Annotated in this window: 21 protein-coding genes and 1 tRNA gene; 8 read left to right on the top strand and 14 right to left on the bottom strand. The window is 69.5% G+C overall.

All coding sequences use genetic code 11. The features are described 5' to 3' along the window. Positions 1-7: 7 nt before the first annotated feature. Together ABI214_RS02490 and ABI214_RS02485 are read right to left on the bottom strand one after the other, a co-directional pair. Positions 8-673, bottom strand: a complete 666-nt coding sequence (locus tag ABI214_RS02490; protein WP_348605816.1) for a TVP38/TMEM64 family protein — start codon at positions 671-673, stop codon at positions 8-10. Positions 674-703: 30 nt separating this feature from the next. Next, positions 704-1,564 (bottom strand): PaaI family thioesterase, encoded by an 861-nt coding sequence (locus tag ABI214_RS02485; RefSeq protein WP_348605814.1) that lies wholly within the window; start codon positions 1,562-1,564, stop codon positions 704-706. Between the two features lie 171 nt (positions 1,565-1,735). Here ABI214_RS02485 and mutA point away from each other — a divergent pair, with 171 nt between their 5' ends. From mutA to meaB, 3 genes are read left to right on the top strand one after another with little or no spacing between them, the layout of a single operon-like run. After that, positions 1,736-3,649 (top strand): methylmalonyl-CoA mutase small subunit, encoded by a 1,914-nt coding sequence (mutA, locus tag ABI214_RS02480; protein ID WP_348605812.1) that lies wholly within the window; start codon positions 1,736-1,738, stop codon positions 3,647-3,649. After that, a complete protein-coding gene (gene scpA, locus ABI214_RS02475; protein WP_348605810.1) occupies positions 3,646-5,907 on the top strand; it encodes a methylmalonyl-CoA mutase in 2,262 nt (753 codons plus the stop codon). The genes mutA and scpA overlap by 4 nt, the downstream gene beginning before the upstream one ends. Next, positions 5,894-6,895 (top strand): methylmalonyl Co-A mutase-associated GTPase MeaB, encoded by a 1,002-nt coding sequence (gene meaB / locus ABI214_RS02470; protein ID WP_348605808.1) that lies wholly within the window; start codon positions 5,894-5,896, stop codon positions 6,893-6,895. Before scpA ends, meaB begins: the two co-directional genes overlap by 14 nt. Positions 6,896-6,972: 77 nt before the next feature. On the opposite strand, the gene ABI214_RS02465 is transcribed toward meaB, so the two are convergent. The 4 genes from ABI214_RS02465 to ABI214_RS02450 form a co-directional block, all read right to left on the bottom strand. Continuing rightward, the gene (locus ABI214_RS02465; protein WP_348605806.1) at positions 6,973-7,410 is read right to left on the bottom strand and encodes a VOC family protein; all 438 of its coding nucleotides are present in this window, start codon (positions 7,408-7,410) and stop codon (positions 6,973-6,975) included. Between the two features lie 76 nt (positions 7,411-7,486). After that, a complete protein-coding gene (locus ABI214_RS02460; protein WP_348605803.1) occupies positions 7,487-8,164 on the bottom strand; it encodes a ScbR family autoregulator-binding transcription factor in 678 nt (225 codons plus the stop codon). A 98-nt stretch (positions 8,165-8,262) separates the two neighbouring features. Beyond that, positions 8,263-9,321 (bottom strand): nucleoside hydrolase, encoded by a 1,059-nt coding sequence (locus ABI214_RS02455; protein WP_348605801.1) that lies wholly within the window; start codon positions 9,319-9,321, stop codon positions 8,263-8,265. Next, complete coding sequence (locus tag ABI214_RS02450; RefSeq protein WP_348605799.1) at positions 9,318-9,800, bottom strand: OsmC family protein; 483 nt, start codon at positions 9,798-9,800, stop codon at positions 9,318-9,320. Before ABI214_RS02450 ends, ABI214_RS02455 begins: the two co-directional genes overlap by 4 nt. 67 nt (positions 9,801-9,867) lie before the next feature. On the opposite strand from ABI214_RS02450, the gene ABI214_RS02445 reads away from it, so the two are divergent. Further along, a complete protein-coding gene (locus tag ABI214_RS02445) occupies positions 9,868-10,578 on the top strand; it encodes a lysoplasmalogenase (RefSeq protein ID WP_348605797.1) in 711 nt (236 codons plus the stop codon). A 26-nt stretch (positions 10,579-10,604) separates the two neighbouring features. On the opposite strand, the gene ABI214_RS02440 is transcribed toward ABI214_RS02445, so the two are convergent. The 3 genes from ABI214_RS02440 to ABI214_RS02430 all read right to left on the bottom strand — a co-directional run bounded on the left by ABI214_RS02440 (position 10,605) and on the right by ABI214_RS02430 (position 15,065). Beyond that, entirely contained in the window at positions 10,605-12,038 is a 1,434-nt protein-coding gene (locus tag ABI214_RS02440; RefSeq protein ID WP_348605795.1) for an ATP-binding protein, read from the bottom strand. Next, positions 12,035-13,693, bottom strand: a complete 1,659-nt coding sequence (locus ABI214_RS02435; protein ID WP_348605793.1) for an FAD-dependent oxidoreductase — start codon at positions 13,691-13,693, stop codon at positions 12,035-12,037. Before ABI214_RS02435 ends, ABI214_RS02440 begins: the two co-directional genes overlap by 4 nt. Positions 13,694-13,805: 112 nt before the next feature. After that, positions 13,806-15,065, bottom strand: coding sequence for a CoA transferase (locus ABI214_RS02430; RefSeq protein ID WP_348605791.1), 1,260 nt, complete (start codon positions 15,063-15,065; stop codon positions 13,806-13,808). 121 nt (positions 15,066-15,186) lie between these two features. On the opposite strand from ABI214_RS02430, the gene ABI214_RS02425 reads away from it, so the two are divergent. Further along, positions 15,187-15,726: a DinB family protein gene (locus tag ABI214_RS02425; RefSeq protein ID WP_348605790.1), complete on the top strand. Its 540-nt coding sequence runs from the start codon at positions 15,187-15,189 to the stop codon at positions 15,724-15,726. Between the two features lie 78 nt (positions 15,727-15,804). Then, positions 15,805-16,680, top strand: coding sequence for a class II glutamine amidotransferase (locus tag ABI214_RS02420; protein ID WP_348605788.1), 876 nt, complete (start codon positions 15,805-15,807; stop codon positions 16,678-16,680). 4 nt (positions 16,681-16,684) lie between these two features. Here ABI214_RS02420 and ABI214_RS02415 read toward each other — a convergent pair whose 3' ends face one another. From ABI214_RS02415 to ABI214_RS02400, 4 genes are all read right to left on the bottom strand, one after another. Beyond that, positions 16,685-17,932 carry a saccharopine dehydrogenase family protein gene (locus ABI214_RS02415; protein ID WP_348605786.1) on the bottom strand — a complete coding sequence of 416 codons (1,248 nt, stop codon included), beginning with the start codon at positions 17,930-17,932 and terminating at the stop codon, positions 16,685-16,687. Positions 17,933-17,974: 42 nt separating this feature from the next. Beyond that, positions 17,975-18,349: a DUF2784 domain-containing protein gene (locus ABI214_RS02410; protein ID WP_348611172.1), complete on the bottom strand. Its 375-nt coding sequence runs from the start codon at positions 18,347-18,349 to the stop codon at positions 17,975-17,977. Between the two features lie 44 nt (positions 18,350-18,393). Next, positions 18,394-18,789: a universal stress protein gene (locus ABI214_RS02405; protein WP_348605784.1), complete on the bottom strand. Its 396-nt coding sequence runs from the start codon at positions 18,787-18,789 to the stop codon at positions 18,394-18,396. Positions 18,790-18,891: 102 nt separating this feature from the next. Next, the gene (locus tag ABI214_RS02400) at positions 18,892-20,334 is read right to left on the bottom strand and encodes an SDR family NAD(P)-dependent oxidoreductase (protein WP_408586709.1); all 1,443 of its coding nucleotides are present in this window, start codon (positions 20,332-20,334) and stop codon (positions 18,892-18,894) included. A gap of 220 nt (positions 20,335-20,554) precedes the next feature. On the opposite strand from ABI214_RS02400, the gene ABI214_RS02395 reads away from it, so the two are divergent. Continuing rightward, on the top strand, positions 20,555-21,778 hold the full coding sequence (locus ABI214_RS02395; protein ID WP_348605780.1) for a S8 family peptidase: 1,224 nt from the start codon (positions 20,555-20,557) through the stop codon (positions 21,776-21,778). A gap of 79 nt (positions 21,779-21,857) precedes the next feature. Here the strand turns inward: ABI214_RS02395 and ABI214_RS02390 are convergent. Further along, a tRNA-Leu gene (locus ABI214_RS02390) sits at positions 21,858-21,943 on the bottom strand. Between the two features lie 208 nt (positions 21,944-22,151). Here ABI214_RS02390 and ABI214_RS02385 point away from each other — a divergent pair. Beyond that, positions 22,152-23,507, top strand: coding sequence for a M20/M25/M40 family metallo-hydrolase (locus ABI214_RS02385; RefSeq protein WP_348611167.1), 1,356 nt, complete (start codon positions 22,152-22,154; stop codon positions 23,505-23,507). Positions 23,508-23,524 lie beyond the last annotated feature (17 nt).

The following is a 23,524-nucleotide window of genomic DNA, read 5'->3' as shown; positions in this document are numbered from 1 at the left end:
CTGGAGTTCAGTCCAGATCCTTGACGGCGGCTTCCGGGATCGGCGTCCGCGCGTCGACGAACAGCCCGAGGACGCCGACGGCGATGCAGACCCCGGACACCGCCAACATGGCCGGATCGGTCTCGCCGGTGAGCGCGTCCGCGAGCAGCACCACGCCGACCGTGCCCGGCAGGGCCCCGACGACGGTCGCGACGGTGAAGGGGAGCACGCGGATCGAGGACACGCCGCAGCAGTAGTTGACCACCGAGAACGGGATCGCGGCGATCAGCCGGAGGGAGCCGACCGCGAGCCACCCGCGCCGCGCCAGCCGTGCGTCCACCGCCTTCACCGCCGGGTGCGTCAGATGGGCGGCCACCGCGTCACGGCCGATTGCGCGCACCACCAGCAGCGCGAGCACCGCGCTCACGGTCGTGGCCGCGATCGACACCGCGATGCCCGTCGCGGCACCGAACAGCACGCCCGCGCTGACCGTGAAGATGGTGCGGGGGATCGGTGCCATCGTCACCACGACGTGCACGAGGAAGAACACGACCACGAACATCGGTCCGACGGCGTCGGCCCACGCCCGGATCTGGTCGACCGAGGGGTGCGGAACCATCGCGGCCACCACGAACAGCACGGCCAACCCGACGAGGGCGCCGAGAAGCCGGGGATCCCTCAGTCGCGCAATCACGATCGGTCAGGATACCCCCGCGGCGCACCGCTATTCGCGCACGAACGCGGCGCCGCGGCGCGCCGGTGCGGCGGACCTGCTCGGCCTGCGGCACGTGACGGTGGCGACCGCGCACACCCGACCGTCGCCGCCGGTGCTCGTCACCCGGGCGACGGCGACCGAGCGACCCGCCCGGATCACCTCGGCGGCGAACACGACGTCGGAATCGACGGGTGCGGGGCGGAAGTAGTTGATGCGCAACGACGCGGTGTGCATCGGTGCTTCGGGTGTGCTGACGGCCGCGTTGCCGACCAGGTCGATCGCGCTCGCCTGGATGCCCCCGTGCATCACTCCGAGCTTGTTCGCCAGGGCCGCGTTGGGCGGCACGATCAGGCGGGTGCGGTCGCCGACCTCGAATCGTCCGCCGATGCGCACGAGGGGAGCCGTGGACGGCGCGGGGATCGTGCCGGCCGTGGCGAGCGGGCGCACGACGGCGGAGCTGCGGTCGGCGCCGGCGTCGACGAAGTTGCCCCACGCGGTGCCGGTCGCGATCAGGGTGCCGTCCGAGTCGCGGATCTCCGTGGCGCTGACGCCGCCGTCCTCTGTGACCGCGACCACACGACCGTCGGCGTGGAGTTCCGGGCCGACCCAACCGGTCGGTGTGATGAAGTCCACTGACAAATCCGCGGTGACGAGGCCGGTGCGCTCGCCGCGACGGTCCCACAGCGTGAATCCGAGGACGTCGTCGACGAGAATGCCCAGCGTGGCGGTAGGGGAGGCCGCCCGAGGGTCGAGTCCGTCGATCTCCATGGTGATGCGGTTGAAACCGTCGAGTCGCTGCGGCGGCAGCATTCGGAACAGCCGTTGCGGGGTGATCGAGACACCTTCTTCCAGGACGTTCGCAACGGTCATGATTCGAGGCTAACGAACCGTGGGTGGCCTCACGTCGGCGACCGCGTGGGTGCGGTTAGCATCACAAGTCAGGGGACGGCAATCGTCCCATTTGTTTGTCCGATTGTTCTGTCCGATTGGAAGACCGTTCGCCATGAGCGATCGCACACGAGAGTGAGAGGGAGTCGCCCCGTGTCACCAGCTTCAGAAGCCGAGGACGCCGCGCGCGCCTACTCGGAATGGCAGCAGGCCGTCGCCGGCGTGCTCGCCAAGTCGCGTCGAGTGGACGCCGCCGAGCTGGGCCCGGAACCGCAGAAGCTTCTCGACACCACCACGTACGACGGTGTCACCGTCTCGCCGCTGTACACCGGACGCGACGAGCTCCCCGAGGCCCCGCTGCCCGGACAGTTCCCGTTCGTCCGCGGCGCCGACGGCAGCCGTGACGTCAACTCCGGTTGGCTCGTCGCCGCGCTCTTCGGTCAGGACGCGCAGAACGGCGCCGAGGTCAACCGCGCGATCCTCGACGGCCTCGAGAACGGCGTGAGCGCCGTGCGGCTGTCGCTCGGCGGCAAGAACCTCCCCGTCGCCGCGCTCGACCTCGCGCTCACGGGAGTGCTGCTGGATCTGGCGCCGCTGACCCTGGACGCCGGTGCCGACGTGGCGGCGGCAGCGCAGCAGGTCTACGCGCTGCTCGACGCGCGCGCCGCCGCGGGTGACGGTGTCACCGATCGCGCCCAGGTTCGGATCGGTCTCGGCGCCTCGCCGCTCACCGACGCGTTCTCCGGTGCCGCCGGTGTCGAGCTGGCCGATGCGGTCGCGCTCGCGGACACCGCCGCCGCGCGCGCCGAGACGGTGCGGGCGATCACGGTGGACGGCACGGCCTTCCACAACGCCGGTGCCGGCGATGCCGAGGAGCTCGGTGCGGCCGTCGCGGCCGGCGTCGAGTACCTGCGCGCGCTCACCGAGCAGGGCCTGACGATCTCGGCGGCCCTGGGCCAGCTCGAGTTCCGCCTCGCCGCGACCGACGACCAGTTCCAGACCATCGCGAAGTTCCGTGCCGGACGCCAGGTGTGGGCTCGGGTCGCGCAGGTGTGCGGGGCCTCCGAGTTCGGTGGCGCCGTCCAGCACGCGGTCACGTCGGCCGCGATGATGTCGCAGCGCGACCCGTGGGTGAACATGCTCCGCACCACCCTCGCAGCGTTCGGTGCGGGTGTCGGCGGCGCCGACTCGGTCACCGTCCTGCCGTTCGACGTCGCGCTGCCCTCGGGTGCCGCGGGTGTCTCGAAGTCGTTCTCCGAGCGCATCGCCCGCAACACCCAGCTGCTGCTGCTCGAAGAGTCGCACCTCGGTCGCGTCCTCGATCCGGGCGCCGGATCGTGGTACGTCGAGCAGCTCACGCAGCAGGTCGCCGACAAGGCGTGGGAGTTCTTCCAGCAGATCGAGGCCGCCGGCGGCTACAGCGCCGCGCTCGCTGCCGGTGTCGTCGCCGACCGGATCGCCGCCACCAAGGCGGCCCGCGACGCCGACATCGCGCATCGCCGGACTGCCGTCACGGGCATCAACGAGTTCCCGAACCTCGGCGAGGCCCCGCTGCCCGCAGGTGCCGCCGAGGCGGGTTCCACCGCCGCCGGCGTGACCGTCGCTCGCTACGCCGCCGCGTTCGAGGCGCTGCGCGACCGCTCGGACGCCTTCCTCGCCGCGAACGGCGCCCGGCCCCAGGTGCTGCTGGCACCGCTGGGCCCGGTCGCGGAGCACAATGTGCGCACCACTTTCGCGACGAACCTGCTGGCCTCCGGTGGCATCGAGGCCGTCAACCCGGGTCCGCTGGATCCGGCCGACGGCGGCATCGCTACGGCTGTCAAGGAGTCGGGCGCGACGATCGCGGTGCTGTGTGGCACCGACAAGCGCTACGGCGAGCAGGGTGCCGCGGCTGTCGCCGCGCTCCGCGACGCCGGCATCGAGCAGGTGCTGCTGGCCGGGCCGGAGAAGATCTTCGCCGAGGTCGAGGGTGCCGAGCGCCCCGACGGATTCCTTACCGCTCGCATCGACGCAGTCGCGGCCCTGACCGAACTGCTCGGCGCTATCGAAACTGGGAGCATCAAGTGACAACCAACGAGGTCAAGCACCTCATCGGCAGCTTTGCCGACGTCGCGTTGACGGACCCGGAGTTCCCGCAGCCGGCTGCTCCCACCGCGGAGCAGACCGACGCACTCGTCGAGAACCTGGCGACCGCGAACAACTACACCGCCGAGCAGGTGGTGTGGTCGACGCCCGAGGGCATCGACGTCAAGCCGGTCTACACCAAGGCCGATCGCGACGCGGCCGAGGCCGACGGCTACCCGCTGGGCAGCTACCCGGGCGCGGCGCCGTTCCTGCGCGGCCCGTACCCGACGATGTACGTCAACCAGCCGTGGACCATCCGCCAGTACGCGGGATTCTCCACCGCCGCCGAGTCCAACGCGTTCTACCGCCGCAACCTCGCGTCCGGTCAGAAGGGCCTGTCGGTCGCGTTCGACCTCGCGACGCACCGCGGCTACGACTCCGATCACCCGCGCGTGCAGGGTGACGTCGGCATGGCCGGCGTCGCGATCGACTCGATCCTCGACATGCGACAGCTGTTCGACGGCATCGACCTGTCGCAGGTGTCGGTGTCGATGACGATGAACGGCGCGGTGCTGCCGATCCTCGCGCTGTACGTCGTGGCAGCCGAGGAGCAGGGTGTCGCCCCCGAGCAGCTGGCCGGAACCATTCAGAACGACATTCTGAAAGAGTTCATGGTCCGCAACACCTACATCTACCCGCCGAAGCCGTCGATGCGGATCATCTCCGACATCTTCGCGTACACCTCGGCGAAGATGCCGAAGTTCAACTCGATCTCCATCTCGGGCTACCACATCCAGGAGGCCGGTGCGACCGCCGACCTGGAGCTGGCGTACACGCTCGCCGACGGCATCGAGTACATCCGCGCCGGTCTCGACGCGGGCATGGACATCGACAAGTTCGCTCCGCGCCTGTCGTTCTTCTGGGCGATCGGCATGAACTTCTTCATGGAGGTCGCCAAGCTTCGCGCCGGGCGTCTGCTGTGGGCCGAGCTGGTCGAGAAGTTCGCTCCGAAGAATGCCAAGTCGCTGTCGCTGCGTACCCACTCGCAGACCTCCGGCTGGTCGCTGACCGCGCAGGACGTGTTCAACAACGTCGGTCGCACGTGTGTCGAGGCGATGGCTGCGACGCAGGGCCACACCCAGTCGCTGCACACCAACGCGCTCGACGAGGCGATCGCGCTGCCGACCGACTTCTCGGCCCGCATCGCCCGCAACACGCAGCTGCTGATCCAGCAGGAGTCGAACACCGTCCGTCCGATCGACCCGTGGGGTGGCTCGCACTACGTCGAGTGGCTCACCAACGAACTCGCGAACCGGGCCCGCGCCCACATCGCCGAGGTCGAGGAGGCCGGCGGCATGGCGCAGGCCATCGGTGAGGGCATCCCGAAGCTCCGCATCGAGGAGGCCGCGGCCCGTACCCAGGCCCGTATCGACTCCGGTCGCCAGCCGCTGATCGGCGTCAACAAGTACGTGCCGGACGAGCCGGACAGCATCGAGGTCCTCAAGGTCGACAACACCAAGGTGCGCGCCGAGCAGATCGCCAAGCTCCAGCAGCTGCGGGCCGAGCGCGACGAGGCGGCCACGCAGGCGGCGCTCGCCGAACTCACCCGCGCCGCGGCCTCCACCGAGGGCGGCATGGAGAACAACCTGATGGCGCTGGCCATCAACGCGGCCCGTGCGAAGGCGACCGGCGGCGAGATCTCCGACGCGCTCGAGAAGGTGTACGGGCGCCACCAGGCCGAGATCCGGACCATCAGCGGTGTGTACCGGGACGAGGCCGGAAAGGTGAGCAACATCTCGAACGCAATCGAACTCGTCGAGAGGTTCGCCGAGGAGGAGGGACGTCGTCCCCGCATCCTCGTCGCGAAGATGGGCCAGGACGGTCACGACCGAGGCCAGAAGGTGATCTCCACGGGCTTCGCCGACCTCGGCTTCGATGTCGACGTGGGACCGCTGTTCCAGACCCCCGAGGAGGTCGCCCAGCAGGCGGCCGACGCCGACGTCCACATCGTCGGTGTGTCCTCCCTCGCCGCCGGTCACCTCACGCTGGTGCCGGCGCTGCGGGAGGCCCTCGCCGCGGTGGGTCGCCCCGACATCATGGTCGTGGTCGGCGGCGTCATCCCGCCGGGTGACTTCGACGAGCTGTACCAGGCCGGTGCAGCGGCGATCTTCCCGCCCGGCACGGTCCTCGCCGACGCGGCGATCGGCCTGCTGCAGAAGCTGTCGGAGCAGTTGGGACACGATCCGATTGCCGCCGACTAACCGTCCGCCGCTCGATCTGGCTGCACTCGGTGACGCGGTCCTGGAGGGCCGGCGAAGTGATGTCTCCAAGGCCATCACTCTCGTCGAGTCCACCCGGGCCGATCACCGGGAGCAGGCGCAGCAGCTGCTGCTGCGCCTGCTCCCGCACGCCGGCAACGCGATCCGGGTCGGGATCACGGGTGTTCCCGGCGTCGGCAAGTCGACGACGATCGAAGCCCTCGGGATGCACCTGCTCTCGTTGGGGCACAAGGTCGCCGTCCTCGCGGTCGACCCGTCCTCGACCCGCACGGGTGGATCGATCCTGGGCGACAAGACCCGGATGCAGAACCTGTCGGTGGAGCCCAACGCGTTCATTCGGCCGTCCCCGACGTCGGGCACGCTCGGTGGCGTCGCGAAGGCGACCCGCGAGACGATGGTGCTGCTCGAGGCCGCCGGCTACGACGTGATCCTCGTCGAGACGGTCGGGGTCGGGCAGTCCGAGGTGACGGTCGCGAACATGGTCGACACGTTCACGTTCCTCACCCTCGCCCGCACCGGTGACCAGCTGCAGGGCATCAAGAAGGGTGTCCTCGAGCTCGCCGACATCGTCAGCGTCAACAAGGCCGACGGCAGGCACGAGATCGAGGCGAAGGCAGCGGCCCGCGAGCTGGCGGGCGCGCTGCGGCTGATCTACCCGCACGACGCGCTGTGGAAGCCGCCCGTGCTGACGATGAGCGCGCTCGAGAACACCGGTGTCGACAAGTTCTGGGACGAGGTGCTCCGGCACCGCACGGTCCTCGGGGACGCCGGTGAACTCGAACGCAAGCGGCACCAGCAGCAGGTGGACTGGACGTGGTCGATGGTCCACGACCAGTTGCTGCGCCGGCTCGACTCGAACGAGCGCGTGAAGAAGATCCGCGGCGAGGTCGAGGACCAGGTGCGCGACGGCTCGCTCACCGCGGCCCTCGCGGCGCACCGGATCCTCGACGCGTTCGACGGAACCGAATAGCGTTCGCCGCAACGTTTTCCGACGCGGGCCCCGCACCACTCCCGGTGGTGCGGGGCCCGCGTCGTTCCCCGACAGGGTCAGAAGTCGGTCGTCAGCCGCACCCGCCCGGCCGGATCGACACTCCACCCGGGGTTGTGGCAGATCTCCCAGACCACGCCGTTCGGGTCCGCGAAGTGCCCGTGATAGCCGCCGAATGCCGCCGGCTGCGGGTGTTTGACCACGCTCGCACCCGCGCGCGCGGCCTGGGCGACGAGCGTGTCGACGGCCTCCGCGCTGTCGACGTTGTGGGAGAAGGTGATTCCCGTGGTCGCCAGGTGGGTGCCGGGCCGGCCCAAGTCCTCACCGAACTTCTCCGCGTCGAACAGGCCGAGCACGGTGCCCGGCGCGGTCTGGAAGAAGATGATCTCCCCGGGCACGTCCAGCAACGGCTCCCACCGGAGCCCGCCGCAGTAGAACGCGCGCGCCGCATCGAGATCCGGTGTCGCGAGGGTGACGAAGTGGATGCGTTGGTCCATGTGCGGCAGTGTGCCCGACAGCGGCGGGCCCCGCAGCTGAAACAGCTGCGGGGCCCGCTGACGCGGTGAGTTCCGCTCAGGCGCCGACGGCGGAATCCGCCTGCGGCGCTTCCGCTTGGGTCGGTGGCGCCCAGCGGGCGGCACGAATCTCGGCGAGCTCGGCGGCGTCCTGGCTGGTGGCGATGCTGGGGAGCAGCAGCGACCACATCTCGTCGATCCGTTGTTCGAGGTCCTCGCGCCCGGCCAGGACCTGCGACACCAGTTGGACGCCGATGAACGAACCACTCAGGAAGCGCGCCAGCGTGTCCGGATCGACGGTCGCGAGGATCTCGCCACGGCCGACGCCGGATTCGACGATCTGCCGGCTGCTCTCGATCCAGTCGACGTACTGCTGGTCCGGGCCGCCCGCACCGCTGAGCTCGAGCGTGAGCCGCATGCCCGCCCGGACGATCGGATCGTGGACGATCTGTCTGCCCATTTCGTGGCACAGCATCACGAGTTGTCGAAGCGGGCTGACGCCGGACAGGGTAATCGCCCGGACGGTGTCGATCGATGTCTGATGGTGCGTGTCGATGACGACTCTCGCGAGCTCGTCCTTCGAACGGAAGTGGAAGTAGAGCGCGCCCTTGGTGGTGCCCGCTCCGTCGACTATGTCGCCGAGGCTTGCCCCTTCGAACCCTGACCGCTCGAACATTCGAGCCGCTCCGCTGATGATCTGCTGCCGTGTTGCCACGGCGCGTGCCTGTCGTGCCACGTGTACCGCCTTATTTCCCGACTGAACGACCTGGTTGATGCAGCCGGACGCCCGACTGGACGTTCATCCAGATCGTCGAAAACGGTACCAGTGACGAGCTACCGGTCGGTTCGCTTCGGCGACACCGCAACGGTCTTCGCGAGGCCTGCGATCCGGCGAACGAGGTCGTCGAGAAACGCGTCGGGGTCGGTTTCCCAGGTGATGTACGCGTTGGGTGATCTCTGCCACAATCCGTACCAGTCCGCGACGGTCTGACCGCGGGTGATCCGACCCTCCGTCTCCACATCGACGGTCGCACTGCGATACCGGGCGATGCCCGGGTCGAGTGCGACCGCGGCCGCGAAGGGGTCGTGCATGTGCGCGATGAATCCCTGCCCGTGGTCGCGGTGGAACTCGAAGTAGAAGCGCACCGCGTCCGACAGATGTCGCACAACCGGATTCGAGGTGATCGACCTGACCGACGAATCGTCCTCGGTGCGGATCGTCTCGGCCGGTGTGCTCTCGGCGAGTTCGGCGAGCCGGCGAAGATGGTCGGGCCGCATGATGATTCGTTCGGTCACGTCGAGGCCGCAGATGATCGGCGAGCGGTCCTCGGGGACCGCCGAGAAGGCGGCGAACACCTCGGCGGCGGCCTCTGGATCGACTGAAATGTTCCACTCTGCGACCGGTGTCGTGTTGCCCGGATGCTGGAAAGCGCCTCCCATCACGACCAGACGCTTCAGGTGTCCGGGGAGATCGGGATCGGCGCGGATCGCCAGCGCGAGGTTGGTGAGCGGGCCGGTCACGAGCCCGACCAGTTCTCCTGGATGCTCGCGGGTGAGATCGATCCACGCCTGCGACGCGGTGCGGTCCGACGTGCCGCGCGTCGGGCGGGGGAGTACCGCGTACCCGATTCCCTGCGGCCCGTGGGTGTCCTCGGTGGTGCGCAACGGGGCGCTCAGCGGACCGTCGGCGCCGACGGCGACCTCGATGTCGGGCCGCCCGCACAGTTCGAGCCAGGCCAGGTTGTTGATCGCGACCTGCGCGGTCGGGACGTTGCCGGCGGTCGAGAGGACCGCGAGGATCTCGGCGTCGTCGCGCGCGAGCAGGTAGAGCAGGGCGACCGAATCGTCGATGCCGGTGTCGACGTCGACGATCAGCCGGGTGCGCGCGCTCATCGGGCCGCCCCCGCGACGGCGACGTCCGCGCGGTGTTCGACCGGGAAGTTCACCGATCGCGCGATGAAGCACTTGCCGTGCGCGTCGGCGTGCAGTCCTTCGGCCGCCGCCACCATCGACGGGTCCGCCACCAGCACCTTCGGCGCCAGGACCACCTCGGTGAACTGGCCGGACCCGTCGGAGTTCAGTCGCATCCGTCCAGTCGGCTGATCGGTGTATCCGAGGACGACGACGCCCCCTGCCGCGGCCAGTGCCAGGTACGACAGCATGTGGCACTGGGACAGGGCGGCCACGAGCAGCTCCTCCGGATTCCACCGGTCCGCCTCCCCGCGGAAGGCGGGGTCGGCGCTGCCGCGCAGCGGCGGCTTACCGGGCGCGGTCACCGTGTGGTCACGGTCGTAGTCGCGGTAGCCGCTCGTTCCCGTACCGCGGTTCCCTGTCCAGGCGACGTCGAGGGCGTAGCTGTGTTCTGCTGCCATGGCATTCATCATTGCGGACATGGCTGGATCCCGTCGGCGGCGCCGGTGCAGGACCTAGCATGTGACCGTGAAACGGCAGCAGAATACGCCGGTCCGGGTCGCGTGGGCGGCATTCGCGGCCCTCGCGCTCGTGCACCTGGCGGCGCAACTCGTCGGCGCGGAGACGGCAGCGGACGTCACTCAGTGGTTTCTGATGCCGATGCTCGCGGCGGTGCTGTGGCTGTCCACCGTGGCCCCGCGCAGTCGGTTGGTCGTCCTCACGCTCGTCGCGCTGGGGCTCTCCTGGCTCGGCGACTCCGCGCCCGACCTGGCGCACGGCGACACCGCGTTCCTGCTGATGGTGGGGTTCTTCCTGCTGGCTCAGATCACGTACATCGCTGCATTCGCGCCGTTCACCACCGCGAACGTGCTTCGTCGGAATCGCGGTGTCGTCGTGGCCTACGTCGTCGTGGTGGCGTTGCTGATCGCCGCGTGCGCACCGGGGGCGGGCGCGCTCCTGGTGCCGGCGCTCGTGTACGGCGCCGCGCTGGGTGCCATGGCGATCCTGGCGGCCGGTGTGAACCGCACCGTCGCGATCGGGGGCGGCCTGTTCCTGGTGTCGGACGGGATGATCGCGCTGGGCGCGTTCGCCGACTGGTTCACCCCGCCGGTCGAGGGCTTCTGGGTGATGGCGACGTACATCGCCGCCGAGGTGCTCATCGTGCTCGGCGTGCTCGCGGCGGGCGGTGACCGCCGGCGGGGCGCGTCGGCTCCCCGGGCGCGCGCGGGGAACGGGTGAACGGGGAGTCGTCGATTCCCCGGACCTCAGTCGTCGTCGCGTCCTTGCGGTGCGGTCAACGGGACGCGGACCACGAACTCGGTCTGCCCCGGCTGAGACGTCACGCGGATGTCGCCCCCGTGCCTGTTCACGATCCTCCACGAGATGTCGAGGCCGAGTCCGGTGCCTTCGCCCACCGGCTTGGTGGTGAAGAACGGTTCGAAGATCCGGCCGCGGATCGCCTCGGGGATCCCGCTCCCCGTGTCCGCGATCGCCACGGCGAGGCAGTCCCCGTCCCGGTAGGTGCGGACGGTGAGGGTGCCGCGACCGTCCATGGCGGCCACCGCGTTGTCGATGAGGTTGGTCCACACCTGGTTGAGTTCGGCGGCGTATGACGGCACGCGTGGCAGGCTGCGGTCGTAGTCCTTGACGACGTCGATGCCGTCGCCGATCTTGCCGCTCAGCATCACCAGCGTGCTGTCGAGCAGTTCGTGCACGTCCGAGACCTGGAACGGCGCACGGTCCATCTGCGAGTACTGTTTGGCGGCGCCGACCAACGAGCTGATCCGGGTGGTGGAGTCCGAGATCTCGTTCATCAAAAGCTCGGTCTCGATGGTGTAGTTGAGCCAGGCGACGGCACCGGCGAGGATCGGCGGCTCGACCGCGGCCGCGACCCGCTCGAGCCAGGCGACGTCGAGCCCGGCCTGCACGAACGTCGGTGCGATGTTCCAGCTTCCCGCGATGTCGTGGTCCTCGAGCCACTCGCCGAGGGTGTCCTCCCGGTCCGACGCCTCCAGTGGGCTCAGCGTGGGAGCCTTCGCGACCAGTTCCACGGCCTCCTCCTGGATGCGGATCAGTGCCCGGAGGGTCGCGGGTTCGTAGGCGCCCGAGGCGATCAACCCCAGCTTGTGCCGCATCCCGGCGACCCGGTCCCGCAGTGAGGACGTCGCCCTGACCGCGGCCGCTGCAGGGTTGTTCAGCTCGTGTGTCAGCCCGGCCGACAGGGATCCGAGGGCGAGCAGTCGCTCCCGCTGGTCGAGGATCTCGCGGGCGCTCTGGTTGCCGAAGAACAGCCCCTCGAGCAGATGGATCGCCATCGGGAACCACTCCGCCATGAAGCGGGCGAAGTCGGCCGCGTCCAGGACGAAGAAGGTGGACCGCTCGGGCACCGTCATCGAGCCGTTGTAGATCTGCGGCACACGGTCGCCCATGTAGGCGGTCCAGGCGCCCGCGTACGCGCCGCGGTGCGAGGTACGCACGGTCTCCACGTCCTGGCCACCCGAGAGCTTGGTGAGCACCACCGATCCTTCGACGAGCACGTAGAAGCACGTCGCGGGGTCGCCCTCGCGGTACACCGGGCCCGGCTCGACGACCTCGATCCGCCCGGCGCGGCACAGCTGTCCGAGCTGGTCGTCGTCCAGCTTCTCGAAGAGGAACAGCGTCCGCAGTTCCTCCGGCGTGCATGTCGGCCCGGTGCTCATGGCTTGGCCAGATATCGGTGCACGAGCATCACTGCCATCGCTCCCTCTCCGACGGCGGATGCCACCCGTTTCGCGGAGTCGGCGCGCACGTCCCCGGCTGCGAAGACCCCGGGCACACTGGTCTCGAGTTGGTGCGGCAGGCGATCGAGTTCCCAGCCGGGCGGCCGTTTGCCGTCGACTATCAGATCCGGGCCGGAGACCACGTATCCATTGTCGTCGCGCACCACTACGCCGTCGAGCCACTCGGTGCGTGGCGCAGCTCCGATGAAAAGGAAAAGCCACTGCGCGGCGACGGACTCGGTGCGTCCAGTGGTGTTGTCGCGCAGAGTGATCCGCTCCAGGTGGTCCTCACCGTCCACGCCGATCACTTCCGAGCACGTCCGGACCGTGATCTTCGGGTTCTGCTGGATCTGCTGAATCAGATAGTGCGACATGGAGTCGTCCAGAGAGCCGGCACGCACCACGATGGTCACCGAGCGGGCGCCCCTGGCGAGATAGACAGCCGCCTGTCCCGCGGAGTTGGCGCCGCCCACCACGTACACGTCCTGGTCGCAGCATCGCGCGGCCTCCGTCACGGCCGAGCCGTAGTACACGCCCCGGCCGGTGAACTCGCTCAGCCCGGGTGCCGACAGCTGCCGATAGGACACCCCGGTCGCGAGGATGACGCTGTGCGCGTCCAGCGCGGCCCCGTCGGCGAACCGAACGGTGCGCGCGGACCCGTTCACCTCCAGGGCGACGACGTCGCGGGTGGTGATCACCTCGGCGCCGAACTTGGAGGCCTGCCTGCGTGCCCGGTCGGCGAGCTGGGCGCCGGACAATCCGTCCGGGAAGCCGAGATAGTTCTCGATGCGGGAACTCTGCCCTGCCTGCCCGCCCGTGGCGGTGCGTTCGACCAGTACGGTGCGCAGGCCTTCCGACGCCCCGTACACCGCCGCGCCGAGTCCTGCCGGCCCGCCGCCGACGACGACGAGGTCGTAGAAGTCCGACAACGGGGTGGTCGCGAGCCCCACACGGGCGGCCAGTTCCGAGTCGGTCGGCTCCACCAGTGCACTGCCGTCGCTCGTGATCACCACGGGCAGTCGCATTCCGTCGGCGCCCGCGGCCTCGAGCAGCCGTCGGCCCTCCGGCTCGTCGGACATGTACCACCGGTAGGGGAGTTGGTTGCGGACCAGGAACTCGCGCACGTCCGAGGAGCGCGCCGACCACCGGTGTCCGACCACCCGGATCTCGGTGACCGGCCTGTGTTCATCGCTGATCCACGCTTCGAGGAGGGCGTCGACCACCGGATAGAGCTTCTCCTCGGGTGGATCCCACGGCTTGAGCAGGTAGTGGTCGAGGTCGACGATGTTGATCGCGTCGATCGCGGCGTCGGTGTCGGCGTAGGCGGTGAGCAGTACCCGCCGGGCGGCCGGGTACAGGTCCATGCCCTGCTCGAGGAGCTCGATGCCGCTCATCCCGGGCATCCGGTAGTCGACGAGCAGGACCGCGACGGCGTCGCCGCGCAGCTTCATCTCCTTGAGCGCCGCCAGTGCCTCGTCGCCGGACTGGGCTCGGATGATCCGATACCTGTCCCCGTAGCGTCGTCGCAGGTCCCTGGCTATGGCGCGGGAGACGCTCGGGTCGTCGTCGACGCTGAGAATCGCGGGCTGTGCCATTCCTCTCCCATCCGCCGCGGCCGTTCGGCCACTGATTCGAGTATGCCGCGGTCGGCGTCGCGCGGCGCGATGTTCGCAACCGTGGTCGAGCGGCTGCGTGAGCTCCGCCGCGCTACCAGCGGGGAGCGTCGGCTCCCCAGGTCCGTGCCGGGAACGGGTAGTCGTCGAACTCGGCGAGTGCCGGCCGGGACGCGGTGATCTCTCCGTGGGTGACGACGGTGTCGGGGCCCGGGAGTTGCGCCGGTAGTGGTGACTGTTGACGGTTCGGCCGATCGAGCAGCCACGCGGCGGTCCGGGCCAGAGCGACGTCGACGTCACGTCCGGCGCCGTCGCGTCGTGCATCGACGAGCGCGTCGACCACGCCGGCTGCCAGCAGGTATCCGGAGGCGTGATCGAGCGCCTGCGCGGGCAGCGCGCCGGGCGCGTCGTGGCCCTCGATCACCGCGATGCCCGACGCGGCCTGGACGATGCTGTCGAACCCGCGCCGCCCAGCCCACGGCCCGGTGCGGCCCCACGCGCAGACCCGGCCGTGCACGAGGCCGGGCCGGGTGGACCCGGGCCGGCCGATCAGCGCCTCGAGCGAGCCGGGCCGGTAGCCGGTGAGGAGGATGTCGGCGTCGGCGAGCAGGGCCCGGAAGGTGCTGAGGCCGTCCGGATCCCGCAGGTCGAGCCGTGTCGACCGCTTGCCCTGTCCGGTCCCGCTGTGCTGCCAGCGGATCTCGGGCATGCGCGGCGGATCGATCCGCAGGACGTCGGCGCCCAGCAGCGCCAGCGCCCGCGACGCGACGGGTCCGGCGATGACCCGCGTCAGATCCAGCACCCGGACACCGGCGAGTGGCGCGCCGGCGTCGGACGGTCGCCGCGTGCCGTAATCGGACCGGATCCGCATGCCGACGAGATCGCCGGTCGCGGCGGCGAGGCCGGGTTCGGATGCGGCCCAGTCTCTTTCGGTGCGAACGCGGGCGGCGATAGCCCCGGCGTCGGCCGCCCGGTCCTCGACGTCCGCGGCGGACAGGTCGGCGACGCGCCGCACGAACCGTTCCCGGTCGGCGTCCTCGGGGAGTCCTACCGCGGTGAGCAGGCGTGCCCGGTGATGCGGGTAGTTCGCGTGCGTGCGCACCCACCCGTCGGCGGTCCGGAAGAACCCGGACAGCTCGGCGAACCCGTCGGCGGGTGCCCCGTTCGCCCGGAACATCTTGTCGCCGGAGAAGGACGCGGCGATCCGGTCGGGCCGCAGGTCCGTCCTCTGCGGTGCGAGACCGACGGATTCTCGCAGTGCGTTCGCGGCTGACGCGTACGCCGATACGGCGGTGACGGCGAGGTCGTACACCGGCAGTCGTGCCGCCAGGTACGCGTGCGTGGGAGCGCTCACGACGTCGAGGCTAGATCGGACGCTGAATTCTCGAAGGGCGATCGATAGAGGACCGAAACTGTCCGCAATCATTCGTAGCGTGATTCTCGTCGAACTTCACCGAACCGACCGGAGGACGAAGATGACCGAGAACACCACCGCAGCGGCCGGCGAGCGCGCCGACATCCTGGCACTGCTCGCCGACCAGCGGCACAACTTCCTGATCACGATGCGTGGCATCGACGACGCGCAGGCCCGGACCCGAACGACGGTCAGCGAACTTACTCTCGGCGGCCTCCTCAAGCATCTCGTGCACACCGAGCAGGAGTGGGTGACGACGATCCTCGAACGCGACGAGACCGCCACCTTCGACATGGATACGGCGATGGAGCAGTACCGGATGGCGGACGGGGAGACGGTCACGCAACTGCTTGCCGACTACGAGGCGGCCGCACAGGCGACGGAGGCCCTCGTCGCATCGCTCGACGACCTGGACCTGCTCGTGCCCCTCGCGACCGCCCCGTGGGCACCCGAACGGCGGTGGTGGACGGTGCGGCGCGTGCTACTGCACATCCTGCGGGAGACCGCGCACCACTCGGGCCACGCGGACATCATTCGCGAGTCGCTGGACGGCGCGAACACGACGATGCAGATGGGTGCCGACGCCGGCATGGAGTTCTGACGCCGCGAATGGTCCCGCCGACCTCGGGTGCGCGGTCATACTGATCGATGACCGGCCTCGAGGCGAGGAGAGATCGCCATGTGTCGATTGTTCGGATTGTCCGCGGCGCCGCACCGCGTTCACGCGACGTTCTGGTTGCTCGATGCGGAGGACAGCCTCGAGGAGCAGAGTCGGCGCATGCCGGACGGCACCGGGCTGGGCACGTTCACGGCCGACGGGACGCCGCGGGTGGAGAAGCAGCCACTGGCGGCATACCAGGACCGGGACTTCGAGTGTGAGGCGAAGAAGCGCGAATCGCGCACGTTCGTCGCGCACATCCGGTACGCCACCACCGGCGACGCGCTGCCGGTGAACACGCATCCGTTCGAGCAGAAGGGGCGCCTGTTCGCCCACAACGGGGTGATCGAGGACCTCCCGCAGCTCGAGGCCGAACTCGGCCCCTACCGGGACCTGGTCCTCGGCGACACCGACTCCGAGCGCTTCTTCGCGCTGATCACCCGGCACATCGACGAGCACGACGGCGACGTGGGCGCCGGAATCGCCGCAGCCGTCGGGTGGGTCGCCGACAACCTGCGACTGCTCGCAATCAACTTCGTGCTGGTGAGCGACGACGAGATGTGGGCGTTCCGGTATCCCGACACGCACGACCTGCTGGTGCTGTTGCGCCGACCCGGCGGACCCAGCGGCCGCCGGCACCTCGACCATGCCAGCGGCATCGGGACTGTGCGGGCCCGTTCCGGCGCGTTGGCGACGCTGCCCGCCGTCGTCGTCGCCACCGAGCAGATGGACGAGGATCCCAACTGGGAATCGCTGATCCCGGGTGAACTCCTGCACGTCGGTCCGAACCGGGACGTGACGCGGACGATGATCATCGACCGTCCACCGAAGCGCCGGCTCACGCTCGCCGACCTCACCGGGCACGCGGCCGCCGCGCAGGCGCCGACCGGCCACTGACCGGTTACTGCCGTCGGGCGCGGATCTCGAACCCGGCGCCGCGCAGGCGCTGCACCAGCACGTCACCCAGCGCGGTGGCAGGCGTGAGGACGCCGCCCGGCGAATCCGGCAAGGCGTCGCGCTGGAGTGCCAACGCCAGCGCGGACTCCCCGAACATCACCGCAGTCGCGGCGTAGCCGGGGTCGCCCTTCGCGGCGACGCGCGCGCAGTAGCGGGCGCCCGTCGTCGTCCGGCCGTAGATGTCGATCGTGAAAAAGCCTTTGCGCCTGGACTTCTCGCTCGGCCCCTGTCCCGGCTTCGGAAGCACCCGGTCCAGCAGCCACCGGGTGGGCGGGAACGCCAGCCCGGCAACGAGGGCGCCCATACCGGCGCCGACACCGCCGGCGATCACCGGTGACACGAACGACGATCCGACGTTCAGCACCTCGCGGTAGCGGAACTGCTTGCCGTACGCGTGGCGGGTGAGGGCGTTGCTGCGGCGCACCACCCGCGAGTTGGGCAGCCCCATGAAGAACGGTGGCTTCCATCCGGCCAGTCCCGGCGCGATGTCCGAACCGCGGACGAGCGCCATGTCCGACTGCCGGCCCAGATCCGGTTCGGCCGCGCGATCCGGGCTGAGGGAGTACGGCGAGGCGGTCAGTCGGCGCAGCGCCGCGTCGTGCTTGGTGACGTCGATCTGGGTGCGCAGCGAGTCGATGGTGCCGCCGCTGACGCCGCCGCGCATCGCGGTCACGACCAGCGTGGTGTCCGTCAGTTCGCCCGCGCCGTCCGCCTGGACCTGCCGGTGCAGGACGTGCACGCCGAGATCGGACGGTATGGAGTCGAATCCGCAGGAGTGCACGATGCGGGCACCGCTCGCCGCTGCGGTGTCGTGGAACAGATCGATGCTCTTCCTCGCGAACGGCACCTCCCCGGTGAGATCGATGTAGTCGGTGCCCGCCTCGGCGCAGGCACGCACGAGCGGCAGGCCGTACTTCTCGTACGGTCCGACGGTCGTGGCGACGACGTGAGTGGCGGCCGCGAGGTCGCGCAGTGAGGCGTCGTCGGTGGCCTCCGCGCGCAGCAGTGGCCAGTCGGCGGCGGCCGGACCGAGGCCGGCGCGAACCTGCTCGAGTTTCTGGACGGACCGTCCGGCGAGGCCGATCCGGGTCCCGGCGGGCGCGTGCCGGGCGAGGTACTCGGCCACGAGCGTGCCGACGAAGCCGGTGGCCCCGTAGACGACGACGTCGAGATCGCGTGCACGTGAGGTCATGCACATGACCCTACTTGCGGGTAAGGATCTGTGCGACCGATGTCACACAGCGGCGCGCTGATGGTCACGACGACGGAGCAGGACGTAACCGACCCACGACACCACGACACAGACCGCGGCGAGCGCACGAACCAGGTTGAGGGCGTGCTCGGGGTACACGACACCCGTCAGGTAGTGCGCGATGAACCCGGACGACGGTAGCGCCGGCTCGCCGGCGCGCTCGCGGGCCCAGTCCTCGACGTACGTCAGCGGACAGTCGTAGCCGATCAGCACGCTTCCCAGTCCCCAGGTGGCCGCGACGAGGTGCAGCCAGATCGTGCGGCGCCAACGCCACGCCAGGAATCCGCCGAACACGACATAGCCGATGAAGGCCAGGTGGACGACCACGGTGGCGTCCGCCAACACCCGATACAGCACCGCGACACCTCCCGCCGTGGGGAGTGACCTCAATCGGTTTCAGGCTACTGCGGTTCCTTGACAACCAGAACGGGGACATCGGCCTCGAGCAGCAGACGCTGCAGCGAGCGTTCGAGGAGGAACTTGCCGACCGGCGTCATGCGGCGGGTGCCGACGACGAACAGCCCGGCTCCGCAGTCGCCGACGAGGTCGACGAGCGCGCCGACGCGGTCACCGCTGTGCTCGGCGGTACGCAGCTCCCACGCCGTCCCGACGACACCGCCCTCGTCCAGCGCCGCTTCCACGGCGGAACGCGTCGGATCCGGCTCGGCCGGCGACGCCGCATCGTCGACGATCTGCAGCACGAGGAGTTCCTCGCCGCGTTGCATCGCTGCTCGGGCGGCGTACACCAGCGCATTGCGGCCCTCCGGACTGTCGCTGAACGCAACGGCGATGGCCATGGAGCCTCCCGATCGGTCGGTGTCAGGTGCGCTCGTCCAGTATCCCCGCTCCGGCGTGGGATCCGGGTGTGGCACACGTCGCTTCCCGGCCGTGACCCTGCTCTACCAGGGGGACGGTTCGTAGTCCTTGAGGAAGCAGCCGTGCAGGTCGACACCGGCCTCGCCCTGCACGATCGGGTCGTACACGCGGGCCGCGCCGTCGACGAGGTCGAGCGGCGCGTGGAAGCCCTCGTCGGCCAGCCGCAGCTTCGTGTAATGCGGTCGCTCGTCGGTGATCCACCCCGTGTCGACCGCGGTCATCAGGATGCCGTCCTCGAGCATCTCCTTGGCGCTCGTGCGGGTGAGCATGTTCAGTGCGGCCTTCGCCATGTTGGTGTGCGGGTGGCCCGGGCCCTTGTAGGCGCGGCTGAACTGCCCCTCCATCGCGGAGACGTTCACCACGTACTTGCGCCTGGCCGCTGCCGCGGCCATCGCGGGACGCAGGCGCGAGACGAGGATGAACGGGGCCACCGAATTGCACAGCTGCACCTCGAGCAGCTCGATCGGATCGACCTCCTCGACCGTCTGCACCCAGCTGTTGGTGTGGGCGAGGTCGGGCAGCAGGCCGCCCGCGTCGATCGCGACGCCCTGCTCGATGCGGGCCGGCGTCGCCGAGCCGGCGACCAGCGCGAGCGAGCTGACCTCGTCGGCCGACAGGTTCGTCGACGCCGTCAGCGCCGCGGTGGACAGCGACCCGGCGAGTGCCGCCGGGTGGGCCTCGCTGGTCTTGCCGAACGTCACGACGTCGGGCAGCTCACCGGCCGGCAGCGGACCCGACTCGGCGTCCGCCAGCGCGCTGTAGGCGCCGGGGGAGCGTCGGACCGTCTGCGCGGCGTTGTTGATGAGGATGTCCAGCGGGCCCTGCGCGGCAACGGAATCGGCGAGCGCGACCACCTGTGCGGGATCGCGCAGGTCGATGCCGACCACCCGCAGTCGATGGATCCAGTCGGCGCTGTCCTCCATGGCCTTGAACCGGCGGATGGCGTCGTTCGGGAAGCGGGTGGTGATCGTCAGGTGCGCACCGTCGCGGAGCAGTCGCAGCGCGATGTACATACCAATCTTGGCGCGGCCGCCGGTCAGCAGTGCGCGTCGGCCCGTGAGATCGGTTCGCTGGTCCCGCTTGGCGTGGCTACGGGCGGCGCACTCCGGGCACAACTGGTGGTAGAAGGCGTCCACGTGCGTGTAGCGCTGCTTGCAGATGTAGCAGGGGCGCGGGCGGATCAGGGTGCCCGCGCTGGCGCCGACGGCGTTGGACGAGAGGGCGATCCCCGCGGTCTCGTCGTCGATCCGGTCGGGAGATCCCGTCGCCGTGGCCGCGACGACGGCGCGGTCGGCCTCGGAGACCGCGTCCCGCGTCTCGTTGCGACGGCGGCGCTTGAGCTTCTTGAACAGATTGCCGACGGCTCGCTGCAGTGCGACGGAATCGGGGTGGTCGGCGTCGAGCGCGGATGCCTCCGACAGCACCCGCAGGCAGACGTCGAGGTCGGCGGGGTCGATACCCGTCATCGGTTGTGCCATCGGTGGGTAACTCAGTCCTGATCTCGTGCGGGTACCCGACCCGGAGGATCGGGCCGACGTCCGAGTCTACCGAGTACGCGAACCCGGACTTTCGGGCGCCGTACTGGTGACACGGCGCACGCGCGAGAGGAGCATTTGTAGTACCAGGGGGAGTGCCCCCGGGGGCAGTTCCCCGCTCGAGAAATGACACTCGAGGAGGGTGAGGACAATGAACGCGTCGAAGGGATCGTCCGGCCAATCGGGCTCGGACGCCACCGGCAGTGCCCCCAGAGGCGGCGCCATCGGCACATTCGAAACGTTGCACGCGGAGTCGGTGGTGCCGGTCGAACCACCGCTGCAGAAGGAAGGCCCGTTCCTTCCCGAACTGACCGAAGTCGACCTGCTGGTGCGGGCACCGCAGGCACGCCGCGACTTCAACGTGTCGGGATCCGGCGTGACGGTGGCCGTGCTCGACACCGGGTTGCGGACCACCCACGTCGACTTCGCGGGGCGGGTCCTTCCGGGCCGCAACTTCACCGCCGACTACGGCGGCGATACGGCGGAGGTCTCCGACGGCCACGGCCACGGCACGAGCGTGACCGGGATCGCGGCCGCCGGACGGATCCACACCGGCGTCGCACCGAACACGCGGATCGTTCCGCTGAAGGTGCTCGCGAACGACGGCACCGGTCGCTTCACCGACATCCGGGACGCGCTGGACTGGGTGCTCGATCACCGCGCGTCGCTGGGGATTTCGGCCCTGTGTCTGGCGACGGGAGCTGCGGACAACCGGACGACGGACACCGACATGCCCGGTGACGCGATCGGGGCGCTACTGCAGCAGCTCGCCGACGAGGGCGTGTGCTGCTGCCTCGCGGCCGGCAACGACTACTACGCGCACGGCGGCATGCAGGGCATGTGCTACCCGGCGATCTTCCGTCAGTCGATCAGCGTCGGCGCCGTGTACGACGCCGACGAGGGCAGCTTCCGGTACCGCGACGGCGCGAAGGCGTTCGCGTCGGACTCCGATCGGTTGACGCCGTTCACGCAGCGGTTGCACCGCACGGTGGGCGGACCGTGCGCGACCGACGCGTTCGCGCCGGGTGCGCCGATCACGTCGTCGGGCATCCTCAACGACACCGGTGAGTCGATCCAGTACGGCGCCAGCCAGGCCACGCCGGAGGTGTTGGGCGTGGTGGCGCTGCTGCAGTCGTTCTACCTGCGGACGATGGGGCACCTGCCCGGGGTGGTGGACGTCAAGCGGTGGCTGATGCGCGGTTCGACGGTCGTCTACGACGGCGCCGACGACCACGACAACGTCAAGCACACCGAACTGACGTTCCCGCGCGTCAGCGCGCTCGGTTCGCTGTTGGTGTGTGCGAAGGATCTCGCCGTGCGGGAGCTGACGAAGGCGGATCGCGCCGGACTGAGGACGGAGGCGATGCACCACTGATCCACCGATGTCGAAGGCCGACAACGAGAAGACCCCGGTTCCGTGGAACCGGGGTCTTCTCGTCTGTCTCAACTCAGAGTGTCCGAGGGGGGACTTGAACCCCCACGTCCGTTAATAGGACACTAGCACCTCAAGCTAGCGCGTCTGCCATTCCGCCACTCGGACTCGTTGTTTTCCCGCCTGTTCGCGGGGCCTTCAGTTGTTTTTCGTTTGCCCCCGTTCTCCGGGTGCCTGGAAAGATTATCCGATATTGCGCCAGGTCCAAAATCGGCTGGTCAGAGGGTGTTTTTGCGGCATATCTGCGTGCCTGTCGCATCCCGTGCGGTGAGTCTGGCGGTGGTAGGAAAGGGGAGTGGGAGCAAATGAAGAAGCAGTGGCGTCGGATCGGTCGTCGGAACGGTCCCCGAGTCGCGCCGAATCCGAGGTCGTCGACCTCGTCAGTTCACTGATCCGGTTCGACACGTCCAACACCGGTGAACTCGAGACGACCAAGGGAGAGCGGGAGTGCGCCCTCTGGGTGCAGGCGAGGCTCGAGGAGGTCGGCTACGAGACCGAGTACGTCGAATCCGGCGCGCCGGGTCGCGGCAACGTGTTCGCGCGCCTGCGGGGTGCGGACGCGGCGCGGGGGACGCTGATGATGCACGGCCACCTCGACGTCGTGCCGGCCGAGCCGGCCGACTGGAGCGTGCACCCGTTCTCGGGTGCCGTCGAGGACGGCTACGTGTGGGGGCGCGGCGCGGTCGACATGAAGGACATGTGCGGCATGATGCTGGCGCTCGCCCGCCAGTTCAAGGCCGAGGGCACGGTGCCCCCGCGCGACATCCTGTTCGCGTTCGTCGCGGACGAGGAGGCCGGCGGCAAGTACGGCTGCCAGTGGCTGGTGGACCACCGGCCGGATTTGTTCGAGGGTGTCACCGAGGCGGTCGGGGAGGTCGGCGGATTCTCGTTGACCATCCCGCGCGCGGACGGCACGGAAAGGCGCCTGTATCTCGTCGAGACGGCAGAGAAGGGCCTCGGGTGGATGCGGCTGACCGCGAAGGCCACCGCCGGGCACGGGTCGTTCCTGCACGAGGACAACGCGGTGACGCTCCTCGCCGACGCGGTGTCCCGGCTCGGCAACCACACGTTCCCGCTCGTGATGTCGGACTCGGTGGCCGAGTTCCTCACCGTCCTCGCGGAGGAGACCGGTGTCGAGTTCGATCCGAACTCCCCGGACATCGACGGCACGCTCGCGAAGCTGGGCAGCATCGCCCGGATCATCGGCGCCACCCTCCGCGACACCGCGAATCCGACGATGCTCAAGGCCGGTTACAAGGCGAACGTCATCCCGCAGACCGCCGAGGCCGTCTTCGACTGCCGGGTGCTGCCCGGGCGGCAGGCCGCGTTCGAGCGCGAGGTGGACGAGCTGATCGGGCCGCACGTGACCCGCGAGTGGATCACCAAGCTCGACTCGTACGAGACGACCTTCGACGGCGACCTGGTGGACGCGATGAACGACGCGATCCTCGCGCACGACCCGAACGGCCGCACCGTCCCGTACATGCTCTCGGCGGGAACCGACGCGAAGGCGTTCGCGCGGTTGGGGATTCGCTGCTTCGGTTTCGCCCCGCTGCGGCTGCCGCCGGACCTCGACTTCGCCGCGCTCTTCCACGGGGTCGACGAACGGGTGCCCGTCGACGCGTTGCGCTTCGGGACCCGGGTGATGGAACACTTCCTGCTACACAGCTGATCGCGAGAGAGGAATCT

The sequence above is a fragment of the Prescottella soli genome, from assembly GCF_040024445.1.
Taxonomy (GTDB): Bacteria; Actinomycetota; Actinomycetes; order Mycobacteriales; family Mycobacteriaceae; genus Prescottella; species Prescottella soli.
The sequence above is the reverse complement of the archived record's forward strand: the minus strand, read 5'-3'. Positions and strand labels throughout refer to the sequence as shown.

What these genes read in the sequence shown, in the direction of transcription:
- ABI214_RS02485 (WP_348605814.1), bottom strand. Translation starts at nt 1,564, where the DNA reads ATGACCGTTGCGAACGTCCTGGAAGAAGGTGTCTCGATCACCCCGCAA.
- ABI214_RS02465 (WP_348605806.1), bottom strand. Translation starts at nt 7,410, where the DNA reads ATGGACCAACGCATCCACTTCGTCACCCTCGCGACACCGGATCTCGAT.
- ABI214_RS02455 (WP_348605801.1), bottom strand. Translation starts at nt 9,321, where the DNA reads ATGAGCGCGCGCACCCGGCTGATCGTCGACGTCGACACCGGCATCGAC.
- ABI214_RS02450 (WP_348605799.1), bottom strand. Translation starts at nt 9,800, where the DNA reads ATGGCAGCAGAACACAGCTACGCCCTCGACGTCGCCTGGACAGGGAAC.
- ABI214_RS02440 (WP_348605795.1), bottom strand. Translation starts at nt 12,038, where the DNA reads ATGAGCACCGGGCCGACATGCACGCCGGAGGAACTGCGGACGCTGTTC.
- ABI214_RS02435 (WP_348605793.1), bottom strand. Translation starts at nt 13,693, where the DNA reads ATGGCACAGCCCGCGATTCTCAGCGTCGACGACGACCCGAGCGTCTCC.
- ABI214_RS02425 (WP_348605790.1), top strand. Translation starts at nt 15,187, where the DNA reads ATGACCGAGAACACCACCGCAGCGGCCGGCGAGCGCGCCGACATCCTG.
- ABI214_RS02420 (WP_348605788.1), top strand. Translation starts at nt 15,805, where the DNA reads ATGTGTCGATTGTTCGGATTGTCCGCGGCGCCGCACCGCGTTCACGCG.
- ABI214_RS02415 (WP_348605786.1), bottom strand. Translation starts at nt 17,932, where the DNA reads ATGACCTCACGTGCACGCGATCTCGACGTCGTCGTCTACGGGGCCACC.
- ABI214_RS02405 (WP_348605784.1), bottom strand. Translation starts at nt 18,789, where the DNA reads ATGGCCATCGCCGTTGCGTTCAGCGACAGTCCGGAGGGCCGCAATGCG.
- ABI214_RS02400 (WP_408586709.1), bottom strand. Translation starts at nt 20,334, where the DNA reads ATGACGGGTATCGACCCCGCCGACCTCGACGTCTGCCTGCGGGTGCTG.
- ABI214_RS02395 (WP_348605780.1), top strand. Translation starts at nt 20,555, where the DNA reads ATGAACGCGTCGAAGGGATCGTCCGGCCAATCGGGCTCGGACGCCACC.